The organism is Altererythrobacter sp. B11 (assembly GCF_003569745.1).
In the GTDB taxonomy this organism is placed as follows: domain Bacteria; phylum Pseudomonadota; class Alphaproteobacteria; order Sphingomonadales; family Sphingomonadaceae; genus Croceibacterium_C.
The window spans coordinates 2,729,313-2,744,275 of record NZ_AP018498.1 but is presented as its reverse complement, the minus strand read 5'-3'; the positions used below and the strand labels follow the sequence as shown (position 1 = coordinate 2,744,275).

The 14,963-nt window shown below is 67.3% G+C and carries 13 protein-coding genes; 1 reads left to right on the top strand and 12 read right to left on the bottom strand.

Annotated elements, in window-relative coordinates; translation table 11 throughout:
• Nucleotides 1-5: 5 nt before the first annotated feature.
• From AEB_RS13035 to AEB_RS12995, 9 genes are all read right to left on the bottom strand, one after another.
• The gene (locus tag AEB_RS13035) at nt 6-1,457 is read right to left on the bottom strand and encodes a carotenoid oxygenase family protein (RefSeq protein ID WP_172593095.1); all 1,452 of its coding nucleotides are present in this window, start codon (nt 1,455-1,457) and stop codon (nt 6-8) included.
• 11 nt (nt 1,458-1,468) lie between these two features.
• On the bottom strand, nt 1,469-2,341 hold the full coding sequence (locus AEB_RS13030) for an alpha/beta hydrolase (RefSeq protein WP_119083541.1): 873 nt from the start codon (nt 2,339-2,341) through the stop codon (nt 1,469-1,471).
• Nucleotides 2,338-3,444: an NAD(P)-dependent alcohol dehydrogenase gene (locus AEB_RS13025; protein ID WP_119083540.1), complete on the bottom strand. Its 1,107-nt coding sequence runs from the start codon at nt 3,442-3,444 to the stop codon at nt 2,338-2,340. The genes AEB_RS13030 and AEB_RS13025 overlap by 4 nt, the downstream gene beginning before the upstream one ends.
• A 4-nt stretch (nt 3,445-3,448) precedes the next feature.
• Complete coding sequence (locus tag AEB_RS13020) at nt 3,449-3,949, bottom strand: nuclear transport factor 2 family protein (RefSeq protein ID WP_119083539.1); 501 nt, start codon at nt 3,947-3,949, stop codon at nt 3,449-3,451.
• A 40-nt stretch (nt 3,950-3,989) separates the two neighbouring features.
• Nucleotides 3,990-5,453 carry an aldehyde dehydrogenase family protein gene (locus tag AEB_RS13015; protein WP_119083538.1) on the bottom strand — a complete coding sequence of 488 codons (1,464 nt, stop codon included), beginning with the start codon at nt 5,451-5,453 and terminating at the stop codon, nt 3,990-3,992.
• A 113-nt stretch (nt 5,454-5,566) separates the two neighbouring features.
• Entirely contained in the window at nt 5,567-6,547 is a 981-nt protein-coding gene (locus AEB_RS13010; RefSeq protein WP_119083537.1) for a MarR family winged helix-turn-helix transcriptional regulator, read from the bottom strand.
• 60 nt (nt 6,548-6,607) lie between these two features.
• Nucleotides 6,608-7,420: an oxygenase MpaB family protein gene (locus AEB_RS13005; RefSeq protein ID WP_119083536.1), complete on the bottom strand. Its 813-nt coding sequence runs from the start codon at nt 7,418-7,420 to the stop codon at nt 6,608-6,610.
• 143 nt (nt 7,421-7,563) lie between these two features.
• Nucleotides 7,564-7,872 (bottom strand): response regulator, encoded by a 309-nt coding sequence (locus tag AEB_RS13000; protein WP_119083535.1) that lies wholly within the window; start codon nt 7,870-7,872, stop codon nt 7,564-7,566.
• A gap of 169 nt (nt 7,873-8,041) precedes the next feature.
• The gene (locus AEB_RS12995; protein WP_231958707.1) at nt 8,042-11,680 is read right to left on the bottom strand and encodes a PAS domain S-box protein; all 3,639 of its coding nucleotides are present in this window, start codon (nt 11,678-11,680) and stop codon (nt 8,042-8,044) included.
• Nucleotides 11,681-12,031: 351 nt separating this feature from the next.
• Between AEB_RS12995 and AEB_RS12990 the strand changes: the two genes are divergently transcribed.
• Nucleotides 12,032-12,403, top strand: coding sequence for a response regulator (locus tag AEB_RS12990; RefSeq protein WP_119083533.1), 372 nt, complete (start codon nt 12,032-12,034; stop codon nt 12,401-12,403).
• 3 nt (nt 12,404-12,406) lie between these two features.
• Here the strand turns inward: AEB_RS12990 and AEB_RS12985 are convergent, their stop codons facing one another.
• The 3 genes from AEB_RS12985 to AEB_RS12975 all read right to left on the bottom strand — a co-directional run bounded on the left by AEB_RS12985 (nt 12,407) and on the right by AEB_RS12975 (nt 14,938).
• Nucleotides 12,407-13,657: a phospholipase A gene (locus tag AEB_RS12985; protein ID WP_197714433.1), complete on the bottom strand. Its 1,251-nt coding sequence runs from the start codon at nt 13,655-13,657 to the stop codon at nt 12,407-12,409.
• Nucleotides 13,658-13,739: 82 nt separating this feature from the next.
• Nucleotides 13,740-14,693 carry a CorA family divalent cation transporter gene (locus AEB_RS12980; protein WP_119083532.1) on the bottom strand — a complete coding sequence of 318 codons (954 nt, stop codon included), beginning with the start codon at nt 14,691-14,693 and terminating at the stop codon, nt 13,740-13,742.
• A 20-nt stretch (nt 14,694-14,713) separates the two neighbouring features.
• A complete protein-coding gene (locus AEB_RS12975) occupies nt 14,714-14,938 on the bottom strand; it encodes a twin-arginine translocase TatA/TatE family subunit (RefSeq protein WP_119083531.1) in 225 nt (74 codons plus the stop codon).
• Nucleotides 14,939-14,963 lie beyond the last annotated feature (25 nt).

Sequence of the window (14,963 nt, the reverse complement as noted above, 5' to 3'; positions counted from 1 at the left end):
GCCAGTCAGGCGGCTTGAAGTGCGTAGGGATACTTGCCGCTCTCCATCGTTTCGCGCGGCACCCAGGTGCCGTGGAAGGTTGAGCGCACGCGCACCGGCAGCTTGATCGTCGCCACGGGCCCTGCGGCGAGATCCCGCGCGTCGAGAATCACCAGGTCGCTGCGTCCTTCGGATACGCGGGCCACCGGCACCAGCAGCCAGCCGTCGCCTTCCGCAGCATCGGGCGTGCGGGGCACGAACTGGCATTCCTGCACCGTGTCACCGGGGCCGGGGGACCAGGTGTCGAGCTCGCCCGTCGCGAGGTCGAAGCGGCCGGTGGAGCTCGATCCGTCCGCCGCGCGATAGACGATAACGTAGCCCTGGCGGTAGGGGCGGCCCTGATAACGATCGTCCGTGCGGGGCATTTCGCAACTCACGTCCAGCAGGCGCTGCTTCTCGATCGCGCCGTCGTTGCGGGCAAGGTCCATCGTCAGCCGGGTGAGGAAAGGCGGCACCGGCTTGGTGGTCTCCCCCTGCGGCGTCTTGAAGAAGGGGAAGCAGTTCCCCTCGTAATAGCAGACATCGAGATGCACCTTCGTGCCTTCGCGCACCGCATTCATCATGTGGCCGGCGCTGGCGGTCGGGCCGGTGAACCAGCGGATGTCCTTGGCATCGCCATAGCGCGGCACCAGCGCAATATGGGTCTGCTGGTCGGGGTTCCACTGGAAGTAGGTGCCGCCGGCCTTCACATGGTCCATGTCGGTGATCAGCGGGAAGAAGGGGAAGACGATCCACTCGTCCGTCACGGCGAAGTCGTGGACGCAGGCCGCATAGGGCATTTCGAACCATACCTCGTTGATCTTCCGCCCCTCGGCATCGAAGAGGTAGAACACCACATCCTTCGTGCCGTCGCCCTTGGCCTGGTAGGAGAAGGCGAGCAGCTCGTTGGTGATCGGATCGACCTTGGGATGCGCGGTGAAGCATTGCGCGGTGATCTGGCCGTTCATGTCCGTGCGGCCGATGGTCTCCAGCGTATCGGGGTCGATCTCATAGGGGAGATCGTCTTCCTTCAGCGCATAGAGATGGCCGGCATGGAACATGGCGGTGGTGTTGGCCGTGCCCATGTTGGCCTCGCGCGCTTCCGGCGCATTGGTGTAGCGGTTGCGATAGCGGCCGAAGAGCGCGCGGCGGGCGCTTTTCTGCAGCTCGTACCGCTCCGTCCGCACCCAGCGGGAGCGATAGCTGACCTGCCCGTCCTCGAAGCGGAACATGTGATACATGCCTTCGCCGTCGATGAAGATGTCGTCATCCCGACCGGAGGGATACTGCCAGTCCGCCCCGTTGCGGTAGAGCGTGCCCTCCAGCCCGGCGGGAATTTCGCCCTGGGTGATCTCGAGCCCCTCGATGGTGCTTTCGGTTCGCATCGGGGAGCCCCAGCCCCGGAAGAGCGGGTTATCGGGGAAGCGGAGCGGTTCCATGGGCATTCTCCTCAGGAGGTCGCGTGGGCGATGAACTGGGTGATCGCGGGCTCCAGCGCGCTGTCGGGCGATCCGATCTCCAGCGCTGGCGACAGATGGTTATGGCCGGCGAGCCACAGCAGCCGGGGATAGCGGTCGCGCCGGGCAGCGTGGGCGGTAACGAAGGCGGCGGCCTGTTTCTGGAAATCCACCACGTCAAATTCCGAAACCGTGGCGAGCAGCGGCACCTGCGTGTCGATCAGCCCTTCCAGGGTGGAGCAGGCGGGATAGGCACCTGCATCCTCCCCATAATAGGCGATGTGGAACGGGTTGGGCTGCGCCGCCGCTACATCGTAGATGCAGGAGATCAGCAAGGCGCCTGCAAGGCCTGCGCTTCCGCCCGGATGGAATCGCGGATGGGCGACATAGCTCGCGACATGCACGGCGCCGGCGGACTGGCCCATCAGGAAGATGCGGGCAGGGTCCCCGCCATGCTCCGCGATATTCACCTGCAGCCAGGCAACCAGCCGGCCCATATCCTCCGGACCGGCGGGCCACGGGTGCTGCGGCGCGAGGCGATAGTTCACCGTGACGCCGATCATTCCGGAGCGGGCGGCGAAATCGCCGACATTGTCGTAGAACGGCAGGTCCGGCGATCGCTTGTTGCCCATGACGAAGCCGCCGCCATGGACATAGACCAGCACCGGGGCGTTGGCCGTGTCGGCGCGGCGGAACAGGTCCAGCCGGTGCCGTTCGTCAGGGCCATAGGCAAGGTCGCGCTCGATCTGCGTGACCGCATCCATGCCGCGGAAGCTCTCGGCAAAGATCGCCTGCGTCGCCTGCATCATGGGTGGGGAGAGATCGAGGCCGAGGGCCTCTATGCGCTCGCGCAGCTCCGGGCTCATGCCGCCTCTCCTTCGTCCAGCACCAGCACGGGCTTGATCACTGCGCCTTCCTCCAGATCGTGGAAGGCCCGTGCGATCTCGGCAAAGCGATAGGTTCTGATCAGGCGATCGAAGGGGAAGCGGCCCTGGCGCCAGTATTCGATCAGCCGGGGCAGGAACAGGCGCGGTGCCGCATCGCCGCCGAGGATGCCGCGCAGCTGGCGGCCGCCGGCCAGCATGGGGAACATCGCCGGCGCCCATTCGCCGCGCGGCGCCGCTACGAAGCCGGCCGTCCCACGCATCGCAAGGCATTCCAGGGCGAGACTGTGAACCGCCGGCGCGACCGTGGTGTTGAGCGTGAAATCCACGCCGCGGCCGGTGACGCCCCGGATCGCGGCGGCGAGATCGCCCTGATCCGCCTGGAAGACGTGGGTCGCGCCCAGCTCCTGCGCCAGTTCCAGCCGATCCGGCTTGAGATCGACGGCCACGATGCGCTGCGCGCCCACCAGCCGCGCGGCCATGATGGCGGAGAGTCCCACCGCTCCCGTGCCGAATACGGCGATGCTGTGGCCATAGTCGACCTTCAGCGCCTCGATCACCGAACCCGCGCCGGTGATCACACCGCACCCCAGGGGGGCGAGGGTGGCGAGCGGCAGATCCCTGTCCACCTTAACCGCCGTTCGTTCCGGCACGATGGCGTGCGTGGCGAAGGATGACTGTCCGAAGAAATGCGAATGCAGCGGTCCGCCATCGGCGCACAGTGCGGTGGACCCATCCAGCCGCTTCCCGCCGAAGGTCATCGGCATGGCGAGGTCACAATAGCTGGGCAGGTTGTTCAGGCAGTTGGGGCAGGTGCCGCAGGAGGTGCCGCTGAGCAGCACGTGATCGCCCGGCGCGAAGCCGCGCACGCCATCGCCCAGTTCCTCGACCACGCCGGCCCCTTCATGGCCCAGCGCGATCGGCAGCGGGGCGAGGCGGCCTTCATGCGCATGAAGATCGGTGTGGCAGATGCCCACGGCGGTAATGCGGATGCGCATCTCCCCGGGCCGGGGTGCTTCCAGCTCCACCTCTTCCAGCTGCGGCGCCGGAGTTTCCGCGCGGCTGATGGCGGCGGTGATCCGCACCGCTTCAGCCCCGCACCGGCGGCGGCGTGTGCCGCGGCTTTTCCCTCATCAGGAACTCGCCCTTCCAAGGCACCTGATCGGCCGCGGTCCAGGCGTTCACATGCAAGGACTGGAACCGCCAGGGCCCTTCCTTGCGCGTGACGTGGTCCACCCGCGTGCCGATGCCGAATACGAAATTGGTGTTGTAGTCGGTCTGGAACTGCAAGATCTGGAAGAAGCAGCGGACGTCCACTTCGCCATCTTCCTCGCGCGGTTCCATGATGAAATGGTTCATCAGGTGCTGCCGGCCATACCACCAGTGCTGGCGGTCGTTCCACAGCGAGTGGAGGTTCTCGCGGATCGCCTCGTGCCCTTCCACGCGGCCCTGCCACAAATGATCGAATCCCGCGTCCTGAGTGAAGGTGGAAAGCGCCATGGCCTCGTCCGCCAGATCGATGCCCCAGGCGTAACGGGAATAGAGCTCCTGGATTTCGAGCCGGTCGAGTGCGGTCAGTTGCCAGGCCATGTGTCTTTCTCCCTCTTTCAAGCGGGTCGCTGCATCTGGTTCATGCGCCCGCAGGCTTGCCCAGGTGATGATCGTTCTGGATGTCGGCAGGTTCGCCGTGCTGGGTCAGCAGAGCCTTGCGCCGCACGTATCGCAGGATCGCTTCCGGCCCGGTGCGCGCGCCGCCGCCCACGCCGGACACGCCGAAGCTGTTGCTGCCCACGGTGCGGTTCTTGGCAAAGGTGAGGAAGGTATCCTGCATGAAGACGGAGCCGGCATTGAGCCGCTCGCCAATGGCCAGCGCTTCTTCCTCGCTGCCGGCGATCACATTGGCCGTGAGGCCGAATTCGGTATCATTAGCCAGGGCAATCGCCTCTTCCACGCTGGCGAAGGGCATTACCGGCAGGATCGGGCCGAAAGTTTCATCGCGCATCAGCGCCATGGTGTGGTCGACGCCGGTCACGATCGTTGGCCGCATGTAGAGCCCGCCGCCGATCTCCTCCACCCTGCCGCCCGTTAGCACGCTGGCCCCCTTATCCACCGCCTCCGCCAGTTGCTGCGCCACGATCTTGGCCTGCGGTGCAAAGGTGAAGGGATGGAGATGGCCCGCGCGGGGATCGTCGCAATTGAGGCGTACCTTTTCGGCTTTCTCGGCCAGCAGCTTCACAAACGCGTCGTGAATGGCCTCTGCCACATAGATCCGCTCCACCGAGAAGCAGACCATGCCGTTGGCGTGCACCGCGCCGCGCAGCACGGCGGTGGTGGCCCGTTCCAGATCCGCCGTTTCGGTGACGATCACCGGATCCTTGCCGCCCAGTTCGAGATAGCAGGGGATCAGCCGCTCGGCACATTGCACGGCGATCTTGCGGCCGGTGGGCACGCTGCCGGTGAAGCAGACGAGATCGGCTTCCTCGATCATGGCCTTGCCGGTGGTGCCGTCGCCGTGCACGAACTCGAACACGGCGGCCAGTTCGGGCACCTGCGCCACGGTTTCGAATAGCGGGGCCACCCAGCGGGGGGTGACTTCGGATGGCTTGATCAGCACCGCGCAGCCGGCAAACAGCGCGGGAATGGCATCCAGCAGCACCAGCATCATCGGTGCGTTCCACGGGCCGATCACGCTCACCAGCGGGTAAGGCACGAATTGCGTGCGCACCTCCACGCTGGGCATGGCGCGGGAGGGGCCGTGGTAGGCGGCCTTCTCCAGCGCGGCCTCGGCATCCTCGATCCAGCCGCCGATATTGCCCATGGTGATGAAGCCCTGGACATAGGAGGTGTGGCAGCCCCCAGTATCGACCGCGTCGGCAGCCGAGATATCGTTGGCGCGCTTGGCCACTTCGCCCAGCCAGCGCTGCATCACGCCGATCCGCTGCTGCAGGGGGAGTGCGGCCCAGGCGGGCTGGTTCTTGCGGAGACGCGCCGCCTTTTCCGCCACTTGCGCGTGGGAGGCCACCGGCAGGTGGAAATCGACCGCTCCCGTGCGCGGGTTGCGCACGGCCACGCTGCGCTGTTCGGCCTCTGTCATCGTCCTCTCCGCTGCCCGACTCTCGGCCAGGGGCCGGAGCGATTGTCCGATGTCGTTGTAAATCGCCGGCAGTGGGTGTCAAGCGGCCCCGGCGGGGCGGGGCCCGGAGGAGCTCAGCCTTCGCCGCCGGACGCGGGAAATCTTAGCAGGGCGCTGTGCGCCTTCACGATCTGCTGCAACTGCCGAACGGTCTTCTGGCGCTCAGCCGCGGACAGATCGCGGAATACCGCTTCCTCGGTTTCGTCGACCAACGGGTGCATGCTGGCGAGCAAGGCGCTGCCGGCTTCGGTGAGGCGGAACAGGCGGGCCCGGCCGTCGCTGGGGCAGCGTGCGCTGGCGATCAGGCCCCGCTGCGCCGGGCCGCGCATGATGACGGCGCAGGTCGCCGGATCGAGCCCGAACAGCCGGGCAAACGCGCTCTGGGTGATGGATTCGCGCCGGCTCAGGATGAAGAGCAGGGAGAACTGCCGCAGCGTCAGCCGTGTGCCGCGCGTCGCCTCCAGAAACTCGGCATGCAGCAATTGCAGCGCGCGCCGGGTGAGGAAGCTGATCGCGCCGTCCAGCACGCCGGAGCCAGGATCGCATGCCCGTCGCCAGACGGGCACGCCGCGTCCGGGGTTTTGCCCCAGGCTCTGGAGACTGGCGATCAGCCGCGCCCGTTCCGGCGCGGTGAAGGGGGCGCCGAGCTGCCGCTGAAGTTCGGCGAAATCCTCCTGCACCTGCGGCACCACCGCCTGCCCGGCGGGAGTGAGCGAGACCAGCGAAGAGCGGCGGTCCTCCTTGCGCACGGTCCGCTCGACCCAGCCGCGCGCCTGCAGATTGTCGAGGATGTAGGCGGTGGTCGATTTGTCCACGCCCGCTGCGCCGGCTAGGGCGATCTGGATCATCGGCCCCAGCCGGTCGAGCAGCAGCAGGAACTCCGCCTGGCTGAGCGTGGCCGTGCCCGACAACCCGCCGAAGATCGCCGTGCAGATCTGGTCCACGCGGGCCAGCAGGAAGCCGGGCTTGCGCAGGAAATACTGCATCAGCTCCGCATCCGAAGGCGTGGCGGCTTCGTTGTGGTGCTGCGTGGCGATAATGGCGGCCCTCGGCAAATTGGCAAAACGGAGCGCGTTCTTAAGCGCTTCCGGCGGCTTGTTGAAGCCGCATCGCGGCTAGCGAAGCGCCCAGCGGGTGGTGCGGGCGAGGGCGAAGGTGCCTGCACGCAGCAGCGGGCGGGGAAGGGCGCCGGCTGTGAGGCCGTGCATCTGCCGCGCCCATGGCGGCAGCAGGTCCACTGCGGCGTGGCGGATGAGATGGAGCGGGACGGCGTCGAGCGGCTCGGCCGGCTGGTGCAGGATCAGCCGGGCGACCTCCGCTGTGCGCTCGTCCGCCCGTAGCCGGGGGCGCGTGGCGGCGATATAGGCGCTCAGTTCCGCGCGGGTGGCGGGCACCGGATCGGCACCCAGACTGCGCGCGATGCGGGCGATTTCAGTCAGATAGCGGTCCTGCTCGACCCCGCGCATGCCCGGTTGGACATAGCGGATCCAGGCGCCGAGGAAGGAAGCCGCCTCGGTGGCATGTACCCAGGCGAGGAGGGCCGGGTCGTCCGCGCGATAGGGCGTGCCGTCGGGCAGCGTGCCGTGCACGTGCCGGTGGATGGTGCGCACCCGCTCGATCGCCGTCTCCGCCTCCTCCCGGCTGCCGTAGGTGGTCAGTGCGATGAAGCGCGCCGTGCGGCTCAGCCGGCCACGCATGTCGTTGCGGAAGGTGGAATGGTCCCATACGCCGGCCAGAACCGCGGGGTGGAGCATCTGCAACAGCAATGCACTGAGCCCGCCGACCATCATCGAGGCGACATCGCCGTGGACGCGCCAGATGGTGGAGGAGGGGCCGAAGAGGCCGTCGGGCCGGCGCTGGACCGGGGGCTGGGCGCCGGCCGGATCGCGGAAGGCAGCACGGATTCGCGCTGCAACGAGCCGCTTCATGCTTTGCGCCCTCCTTTGCTGTAATTATCCTGTATTCACAGTGTATTACGGGTAAATAGCCGTTCCGGCAGGCACTGCCGGTGCATCCGCCGTACAAAGCGACCGCAGCGCTTGTGCAAGAGTATGGGCATGCCGTCCGGCGATCAGCCGCCCTGCCGCCCCGGGAGTTCCGAGCGGAGGGTCGCCAGCATCGCCGTCAGGCCGTCGAAGGAAAAGGGCTTGCTGAGCAGATGGCCGCGGCCATTGCCGTCGCCGCCGCTGATCACGGCATGGGGGACGGATCTGTTGGCGAGTTCGGCGATCAGCGGGTCCGCCCGCTCTCCGGCGAGGTTCATGTCCACCAGCGCCACATCGAAATCGCCCCGGGCCGCTGCCTCCAGCGCGGCGCCGAGGGATGAGCACGGGCCCCGGATCTCACAGCCGAGATCGCGGCACATGTCTTCGATCAGCATTGCAATGAAGGGTTCATCCTCCACGATGAGGACCGAGAGCCCGGCGAAGCGCGGTGATGTTTGCAGCTGGTCCTCGTCCTCTCCGGCGGCCCCGCGAATGCGCCTGATTGCCCCGGCCCTGCATGCAGAAAAACGGTCGCCTTGTCGATAACCTACCGCAATCCGGCGCTTATCCGGTAAGGATTTCACGGATGCGGCTGGCGAGCATGTCCATTGCGAATGGCTTGGTGATCATGGCCATGCCCGGCTCGAGGAATCCCGAGGCGAGGGCGGCGTTTTCGGCATAGCCGGTCATGAACAGCACCTTCAGTCCGGGCCGCACCTCGCGCCCCCCGGCGGCGACTTCCCGCCCGTTGAGGCCCGGCAAGCCGATGTCGGTTACGAGGAGGTCGATCCGGCGGTCGGAGCGCAGCACCTCCAGCCCCTCGCGCCCGTCCTGCGCCTCGATCGCCTGATAGCCGAGTTCGTTCAGCACATCGACGATAAGGCCGCGCACCACCGGCTCGTCTTCCACTACCACCACCACTTCCCCGTCATCGGCCTTGGGTGCTTCGGCCAGTTCGCCGGCCGGTTCCTCCGCCCGTTCTTCCCCGCGATGGCGGGGAAGATAGAGCTTGATCGTGGTGCCTTCGCCCGGCTCGGAATAGATCCGCGCATAGCCTTCGGATTGGCGGGTGAAGCCATAGATCATCGACAGGCCGAGGCCGGTGCCCTGGCCGATCGGCTTGGTGGTGAAGAACGGCTCGAACGCGCGGGCTATCGTCTCCTTGTCCATGCCGGTGCCTGTGTCCGTCACGCAGATGCAGACATATTGCCCCGGCTTCACGTCGCGCTGCAGGGCGGCATAGTGATTGTCGAGATGTGCGTTGCAGGTCTCGATCGTCAGCTTGCCGCCTTCGGGCATGGCATCGCGGGCGTTGATCGCCAGATTGAGGATCGCGCTTTCCAGCTGGTTGGGATCGCAGCGCGTCAGCCACAGCCCGCCCGCCAGCACCAGTTCCAGATCCACCTGTTCGCCCAGCGTGCGGCGCAGCAGATCCTCCATCGAACTGACGAGCGGATTGGCGCGGACCGGGCGGGGATCGAGCGGCTGGCGGCGCGAGAAGGCCAGCAGGCGGTGGGTGAGGGCGGCGGCCCGCTCGGCAGAATTCTTGGCGCCGGTGAGCCAGCGCTGCACGTCGTCCGTGCGACCTTGCGCCAGCCGATTGCCGAGGATGTCCAAGCTGCCGGTGATCCCCTGCAGCAAATTGTTGAAATCATGCGCGATGCCGCCGGTCAGCTGGCCCACGGCTTCCATCTTGTGGCTCTGCCGCAGCGCTTCCTCCACCTCACGCTGCTCGGTCACGTCGCGGCCAACCGCATGGATGCGGCCGCCATCGGGCACCGCCGTCCAGGCGAGCAGGCGGTAATCATCGTCCTTGGTGCGATAGCGGTTTTCGAAGGCGAAAGTGGTGGAGCCGGCGCCAAGGCTGGAAAGCTCCGCCGCAGTCGCTTCCTGATCGTCGGGGTGGAGATATTGCGTCAGCGGGGTGCCGACCATCTCCTCTTCGGACCAGCCCAGCAGGCGCTGGCCGGACGGGTTCACTGCGGTGATGACGCCGGAGAAGTCGCACACCAGCATCAGGTCCTGGCTGATCGACCACAGACGGTCGCGATCCTGCGCGCTGGCTTCCTCCGCCCGCTTCTGAGCGTCGATTTCCGTATTGGTGCCGACCCAGGCGGTGATCCTGCCCTGATGATCGGTCAGCGGCAGTGCGCGGGCGAGGAACCAACGATAATCGCCCCGTTCGTCCCGCAGGCGGAGCTCCGTCTCGTACACCGCGCCCGATCGCACTGCGGCTGCCCACCGTTCCGCCGCGGCATCGAAATCCTCTGGATGGATGAAGCGGGTCCACCGATCGCCATCGAGCGTGCCCCGCGCCACTCCGGTGTAGCTGTATATCTGGTCGTTAAACCAGTCGAGCGTCCCATCGGCGCTGGCGGTCCACACCTGGTTCGGCATGTTCTGGGCGAGGGCGCTGAACTGCGCCTCGCTGACTTCCAGCGCCGTCTGGATGCGCCGTCGCTCGGTGGCATCCTGCACCACGCCAACCATGCGCACCGGCCGGCCATTCTCGTCGCGTTCGAACTCGCCCTTGCGCGCGATGATGCGCACCTCCCCCGTATCGGGGCGGCGGATGCGATATTCCACATCCAGCAGCCCCTCGCCCGAGCGGCGGCCCTTCAGCGTGGAGACGACCTGGCGATCTTCCGGCAGCACCAGCTGTTCGACTTCGGCGGCGGCAATCTCCTCTGTGGGCCCCAGGCCGAAGATGCGGCAGAATTCGGGGGTGGTGCTGATGATATTGGTGGCGATATCGACGGAGAACAGGCCGACGCCGCCGGCGGCCTGCGCCCGCCGCAGCCGCTCCTCGCTGCGCCGCAGAGCCTGCTCCGCCTCATATTCCGCCGTGCGGTCGCGGATCAGCTTGACGAAGCCGATGGGCTGGCCGCCTTCGCCGCGCAGCGGCACCATTTCGCTGAGACCCCAGAACCGTTCGCCGGACTTGCGCAGGTGCCGGCGGGCATCGTGAGAGCGCCCGTGCGCCAGCGTTTCGCGCCGCTTTTCGGCCGGCCGCCCGGCTGCGCGATCTTCTTCCGTGAAGAAGACGTCCATCGGCTGGCCGATCATCTCGTCCTCGTCCCAGCCCAGCATTTCGGTGGCGCCGCGATTCCACAGGGTGACGCAGCCGTTCAGATCGGTGGCGACGATGCCATAGTCGATCGCGCTGTCCAGGATCTGGCGGTGATGCGCCTCGCTGGCGCGCAGCGTGCCTTCCGCGCCCACGCGCTGGATATGCGCCCAGGATCGCTCCGCCACTTCGCGCATAACGGCGAGATCATAGTCGTTCCAGTCGCGAGCATCCCGATCGTGGACTGCCATCAGCGCGGAGAGGCGCCCCTGCGTGAGCAGCGGCATGCAGATGGTTGCACCGATCCCGATATCGCGGAAGCTCTGCGCCGCTTGCGGTTCCAGCTCCGCCCGGTTGTCGCGGATCACCAGCGGGCGGCCGGCGTGCAGATCGCGCACGGCGCGTTCGCCGAAGTCGGCGAGACTGTAATGGCCGAGGATGGAGGGTACATCCTCTGCATGCCAGTTGCCGCGGATGGTGAAGCCATCCTGATCCGGGTCCATATCGGCATAGGCGCAATTGCTGGCGCCGAGATGATCCGCGGTCATCCGCGTGGCGATCGCCAGCACGGCCTCGGCGTCCCGGCTGTCGGCCATGGCGCGGCCCAGCGCATCCAGGAAACGCAGCCGGCGCTCGCTGTCCTCCAGCGCGGTGCGCGCATGATGCGCCTCGGTCGTCTCGACCACGACGGCGAGCACGCCTACCGGCTCTCCGTCCGCGCCGCGCACAGGGGAATAGTCGAGGTCCATCCACACCTGCTCCGCCTGTCCGTGGCGATACAGCGTGAGTTCGTGATCGCGATAGCTCAGCGTCCCGCCCGCCATGGCTACGCGCATGATATTGGCGTTGAATTCCGCGACCTCGCCCCAGCCTTCCAGCACGCGCGAACCCAGCAACTGGCTGTCGCGCCCGCCGGCAATGGGAGAATAGGCATCATTGTAGATCATCACCCCGTCCGGCCCCCACAGCAGGACCATGGGGACGGGGCTGGGCAACATCAGCGCGATCACGCGCTTGAGGCTTTCGGGCCATTCCTCGATCGGGCCGAGCGCGGTGGAGGCCCAGTCGTGCGCGGCGATCCGGCGCGCAAGATTGCCGCCGCCCTTCAGGAACCAATATTCGTCCGGCAGGGCCAAGTGCTTGATCTCTCTCCGAAGCGCGGCACCCGGGGAAGGGCTGGTGTGGGGCCGGCGCACCCTCCTCATAGCAATTGCCGGCATACGCGCCAGCACTGCTTCGGTTCCATCCGGCGCATGAACTGGTTGATTTTGACAAAGGGGCTCTGCCCGGTCCGGTCCGCCTGTTCATGCGCCCCTCGAAAACCTTTCGCCTCGCGCCCGGGATCAAAATGCCGTTCGTGCCGTTATGGCGACGCGAGGGGTGTATCGGTCGCGACGCGGACGGAGGATCAGGTTAGTGGCGTGTAACATTGGCGCGGGGGCGATGGCGCTCCGCTCCGCCGGGTCGGCAGCATCAGGACATGGTGCATGACGGAGCAGGTGCTGCTGGTTGAAGACGAGCTTTTCATTGCGCTTGACCTGCGGGAAACAATTGAAAATGAAGGATATCGTGTTCACGGGCCGTGTGCCACGCTGAGGGATGTGCTGCGCTTGATCGAGGAGATCGGGGTGCAGGAACTGGCCGGCGCGGTGCTGGACGTGCGGCTGGCGGACGGGCAGGTATTCCCTGCGGCCGATCGGCTCTATTCGGCGGGCGTGCCGATCATCTTCCATTCCGGCCATGCCAGCGACGAGACCCTGCGCGAACGTTATCCGCAGGCGACGATCTGCGCCAAGCCCTGTTCACCCACCTTGCTGATGGAGGCGCTGCGCGCTTCCACGGCCGCGCGCAGCGCCTGACGCCTAGCGGACGATGGCGAAGCCGAAGCGCAGCCGCGTCTGCTGCCGGTTATAGTCCAGCAGGTTCTCGCCATAGCCGGCAAAGGCCTGGCCGAAGAGATAGAGGTTGAGCGGCGTATCCACGATCCGGTCCAGCGGATAGGATAGCTCCGCATCCACGGAGCCCTTGCCGGTGGAGAAGTTGAACCGGCTGTTGGCGGTGAGGCGGAAGCCCTCGTCCCGCCCGATTTCCGCGAACAGCCCGGTGTTGCCGCGATAGCGGCGGATGTCGGGATTGTCCTCCCGATCCCCCACATAGAAGAACAGCCGCGGCGCCAGCGAAATGGACAGATCGCCCGATTTCATCGTGGCGATGGGCTGGACATAGATGGTGTTGGCGCTGCGTGACGCCGCGCCATCGCGGCCGTTGGATTCGTGGCGGAAGCCGATCTGCCCGCCCAGCGCCAGCCGCGGCGCCACCTCCACCGCCGGCTGGAGATAGAAGATCTCCGGCATGTAATCGACATTGCGGAAGGGGGAGGATTCGGCGCCGAGATCCCACAGCAATCGCTGCGTATAGGCGAAATGCAGCCCGTTGATGATCGGCGCATTGCCGCCCACATCGCCGGCATCGCCGAACAGCTGGTATTTGAAGCTGATCTGGATGCGCCCGTCGCTATTGGTGCCGGGGCCATAGACGGCATAGATCGGCGAATAGGCCGAGAGATTGCCGAGGAAGGCGTTGCCGTCATCCGGCTTGGCCGCAGGCGCGGGTGCGGCGGCGAGGGCGGGGGGCTCCTCCGCGCCGCCGGCCATTTGCGCAGGTGCGGGCGCGGCCGGAGCGGCGGGGAGGGCGAAGGCATAGCTCGACCCCGCGAGATCGCCCCCGAGCGAGAGCAGCGCGGAATCCTGCGCGCTGACCCCTTCGGGCAGGCGCAGCAGGCATTCGCGCCGGGCAAAGCCGCCGGCCTCCACCTGCGGAGCGGCTGCATCAGGCGAGCATTCGAGCGTAAGGCTGCGCCGCTCCCCGCCCAGGGTGAGCGTCACCGGCAGCCGCGCCGGCACCTCCACCGCCCGCGCCTGTCCCTCGCTGTTGAGCAGGATCAGTTCCACCGCCAGCACGCCGTCCTCGCTCCCCGGGCGCACAGCGCCGATCAGCGGGGCGGCTGCTTCGCCCGCGTGAGCGAGGGCCGGCGCGGCAAGCGCCGCCAGCGCGCCGGCGGCGCGCAAGGCGGGGGTCGCATGGCGGAAACGGCTGCGCCTGGGGCGGATCATGGACGGGGCTCCTCAGGCATGGACAATGGCGCTCGGCATAGGCCGGGCGGGGGGTGGGTGTCGACCCGTGGGGATGGCTGTTTCAGTCGCGCAGCCAGTGCCGCGCGACGAACCACACCAGCACGACCAGGCCGATGAGGATGCAGAAGCCCACCACGCCCCAGAAGGCCCAGGGGGCATGGGCATAGGGTATCCCCTCCACATTCATCCCCAGCAGGCCGGTGACGAAGGTGAGCGGCAGGAAGACGAAGGCGACCACGGCGATGGAAAGGCTCCGCTGGTCGATCAGCTCCGCCCGCAAATCGGTGAGCTGTTCATGCATCAGGGCGGAGCGTTCGCGGATCGCCTCCAGTTCTTCCGCCATGCGGGCGAAGCGATCGGCCGCCTCGCGGATATGCAGCCGATCCTCATCCGCCAGCCACTCGACCCGCAGGCCGGCCAGCGTGATCAGCGCATCGCGATCGGGGGCGATGAAGCGGCGGAAGGCGATGGCGTCGGCCCGGCTCTGGGCAATGCGGCGGCGCAGGCGATAGATCGCCGCGCCCTGCAACTCCGTCTCGCAATCGTCGATATAGTCGCCCAGCCGCGCGATCTGCGGATCGAGCTCGGTGCTGATATTGTGCGCGAAGGAGGCCACGAGGTCGCCCGGGTCGGCCAGCTCCCCCTTGCGCATGCAATCGGCCACGGCTCGCGTGGCGGCGAGCGGTCGGCGGCTGACCGAAACGACGCGCCGGTGGCGCACCCAGATGCGGATGGAGACGAGCCGGTCCCCGCCTGCTGCCTGATCGGTCGCCGGGCCGCGCAGGTTGAGCAGGGCGCCGTCGCCGATCTGGTCGCAGCGCGGCCGGGTCTCGGTGGCCACCAGCGCGCTGTGGACGATGTCGGGAATGTCCTCCCGCTCCGCCAGCGGCGGCTCCTGCCCGTCGGGCAGCTCGAAATGCTCCCACGCGAATTCGCCGCGCCGGGCGAAGTCGGGCTGGCCGGGTGCGGCTTCGCGCAGACCTGCGGGGCCGATGGCGAGGGCGAACCCGCCCACGCCCGGCTGTGCCTGATCCGTCAGCGCGGCTCGCCCGCGGCTTCCACGATCACCGGCTGCTCCTTCGCCTCCACCGCGGCTAACGCGGGGGTGGGGGCTGGCGCGTCCTCGTCGGACAGGCCCTGGCGGAAGGCGCGGATGCCCTTGCCGAAATCACCCATGCTTTCCGAAATGCGCCCGCGGCCGAACAGCAGCAGCGCCACAACCATGACGACGATCCAGTGAGCGGAAGAAAAACTGCCCATGTCGATGCTCCAGATCACGGGCCGA

Excerpts from the sequence above, each read along its gene's own strand:
- AEB_RS12975 (WP_119083531.1), bottom strand. The coding sequence starts at position 14,938 with ATGGGCAGTTTTTCTTCCGCTCACTGGATCGTCGTCATGGTTGTGGCG.
- AEB_RS12990 (WP_119083533.1), top strand. The coding sequence starts at position 12,032 with ATGACGGAGCAGGTGCTGCTGGTTGAAGACGAGCTTTTCATTGCGCTT.
- AEB_RS12985 (WP_197714433.1), bottom strand. The coding sequence starts at position 13,657 with ATGATCCGCCCCAGGCGCAGCCGTTTCCGCCATGCGACCCCCGCCTTG.
- AEB_RS13035 (WP_172593095.1), bottom strand. The coding sequence starts at position 1,457 with ATGGAACCGCTCCGCTTCCCCGATAACCCGCTCTTCCGGGGCTGGGGC.
- AEB_RS13020 (WP_119083539.1), bottom strand. The coding sequence starts at position 3,949 with ATGGCCTGGCAACTGACCGCACTCGACCGGCTCGAAATCCAGGAGCTC.
- AEB_RS13000 (WP_119083535.1), bottom strand. The coding sequence starts at position 7,872 with ATGCTGATCGAAGACATGTGCCGCGATCTCGGCTGTGAGATCCGGGGC.
- AEB_RS13015 (WP_119083538.1), bottom strand. The coding sequence starts at position 5,453 with ATGACAGAGGCCGAACAGCGCAGCGTGGCCGTGCGCAACCCGCGCACG.
- AEB_RS13005 (WP_119083536.1), bottom strand. The coding sequence starts at position 7,420 with ATGAAGCGGCTCGTTGCAGCGCGAATCCGTGCTGCCTTCCGCGATCCG.
- AEB_RS13030 (WP_119083541.1), bottom strand. The coding sequence starts at position 2,341 with ATGAGCCCGGAGCTGCGCGAGCGCATAGAGGCCCTCGGCCTCGATCTC.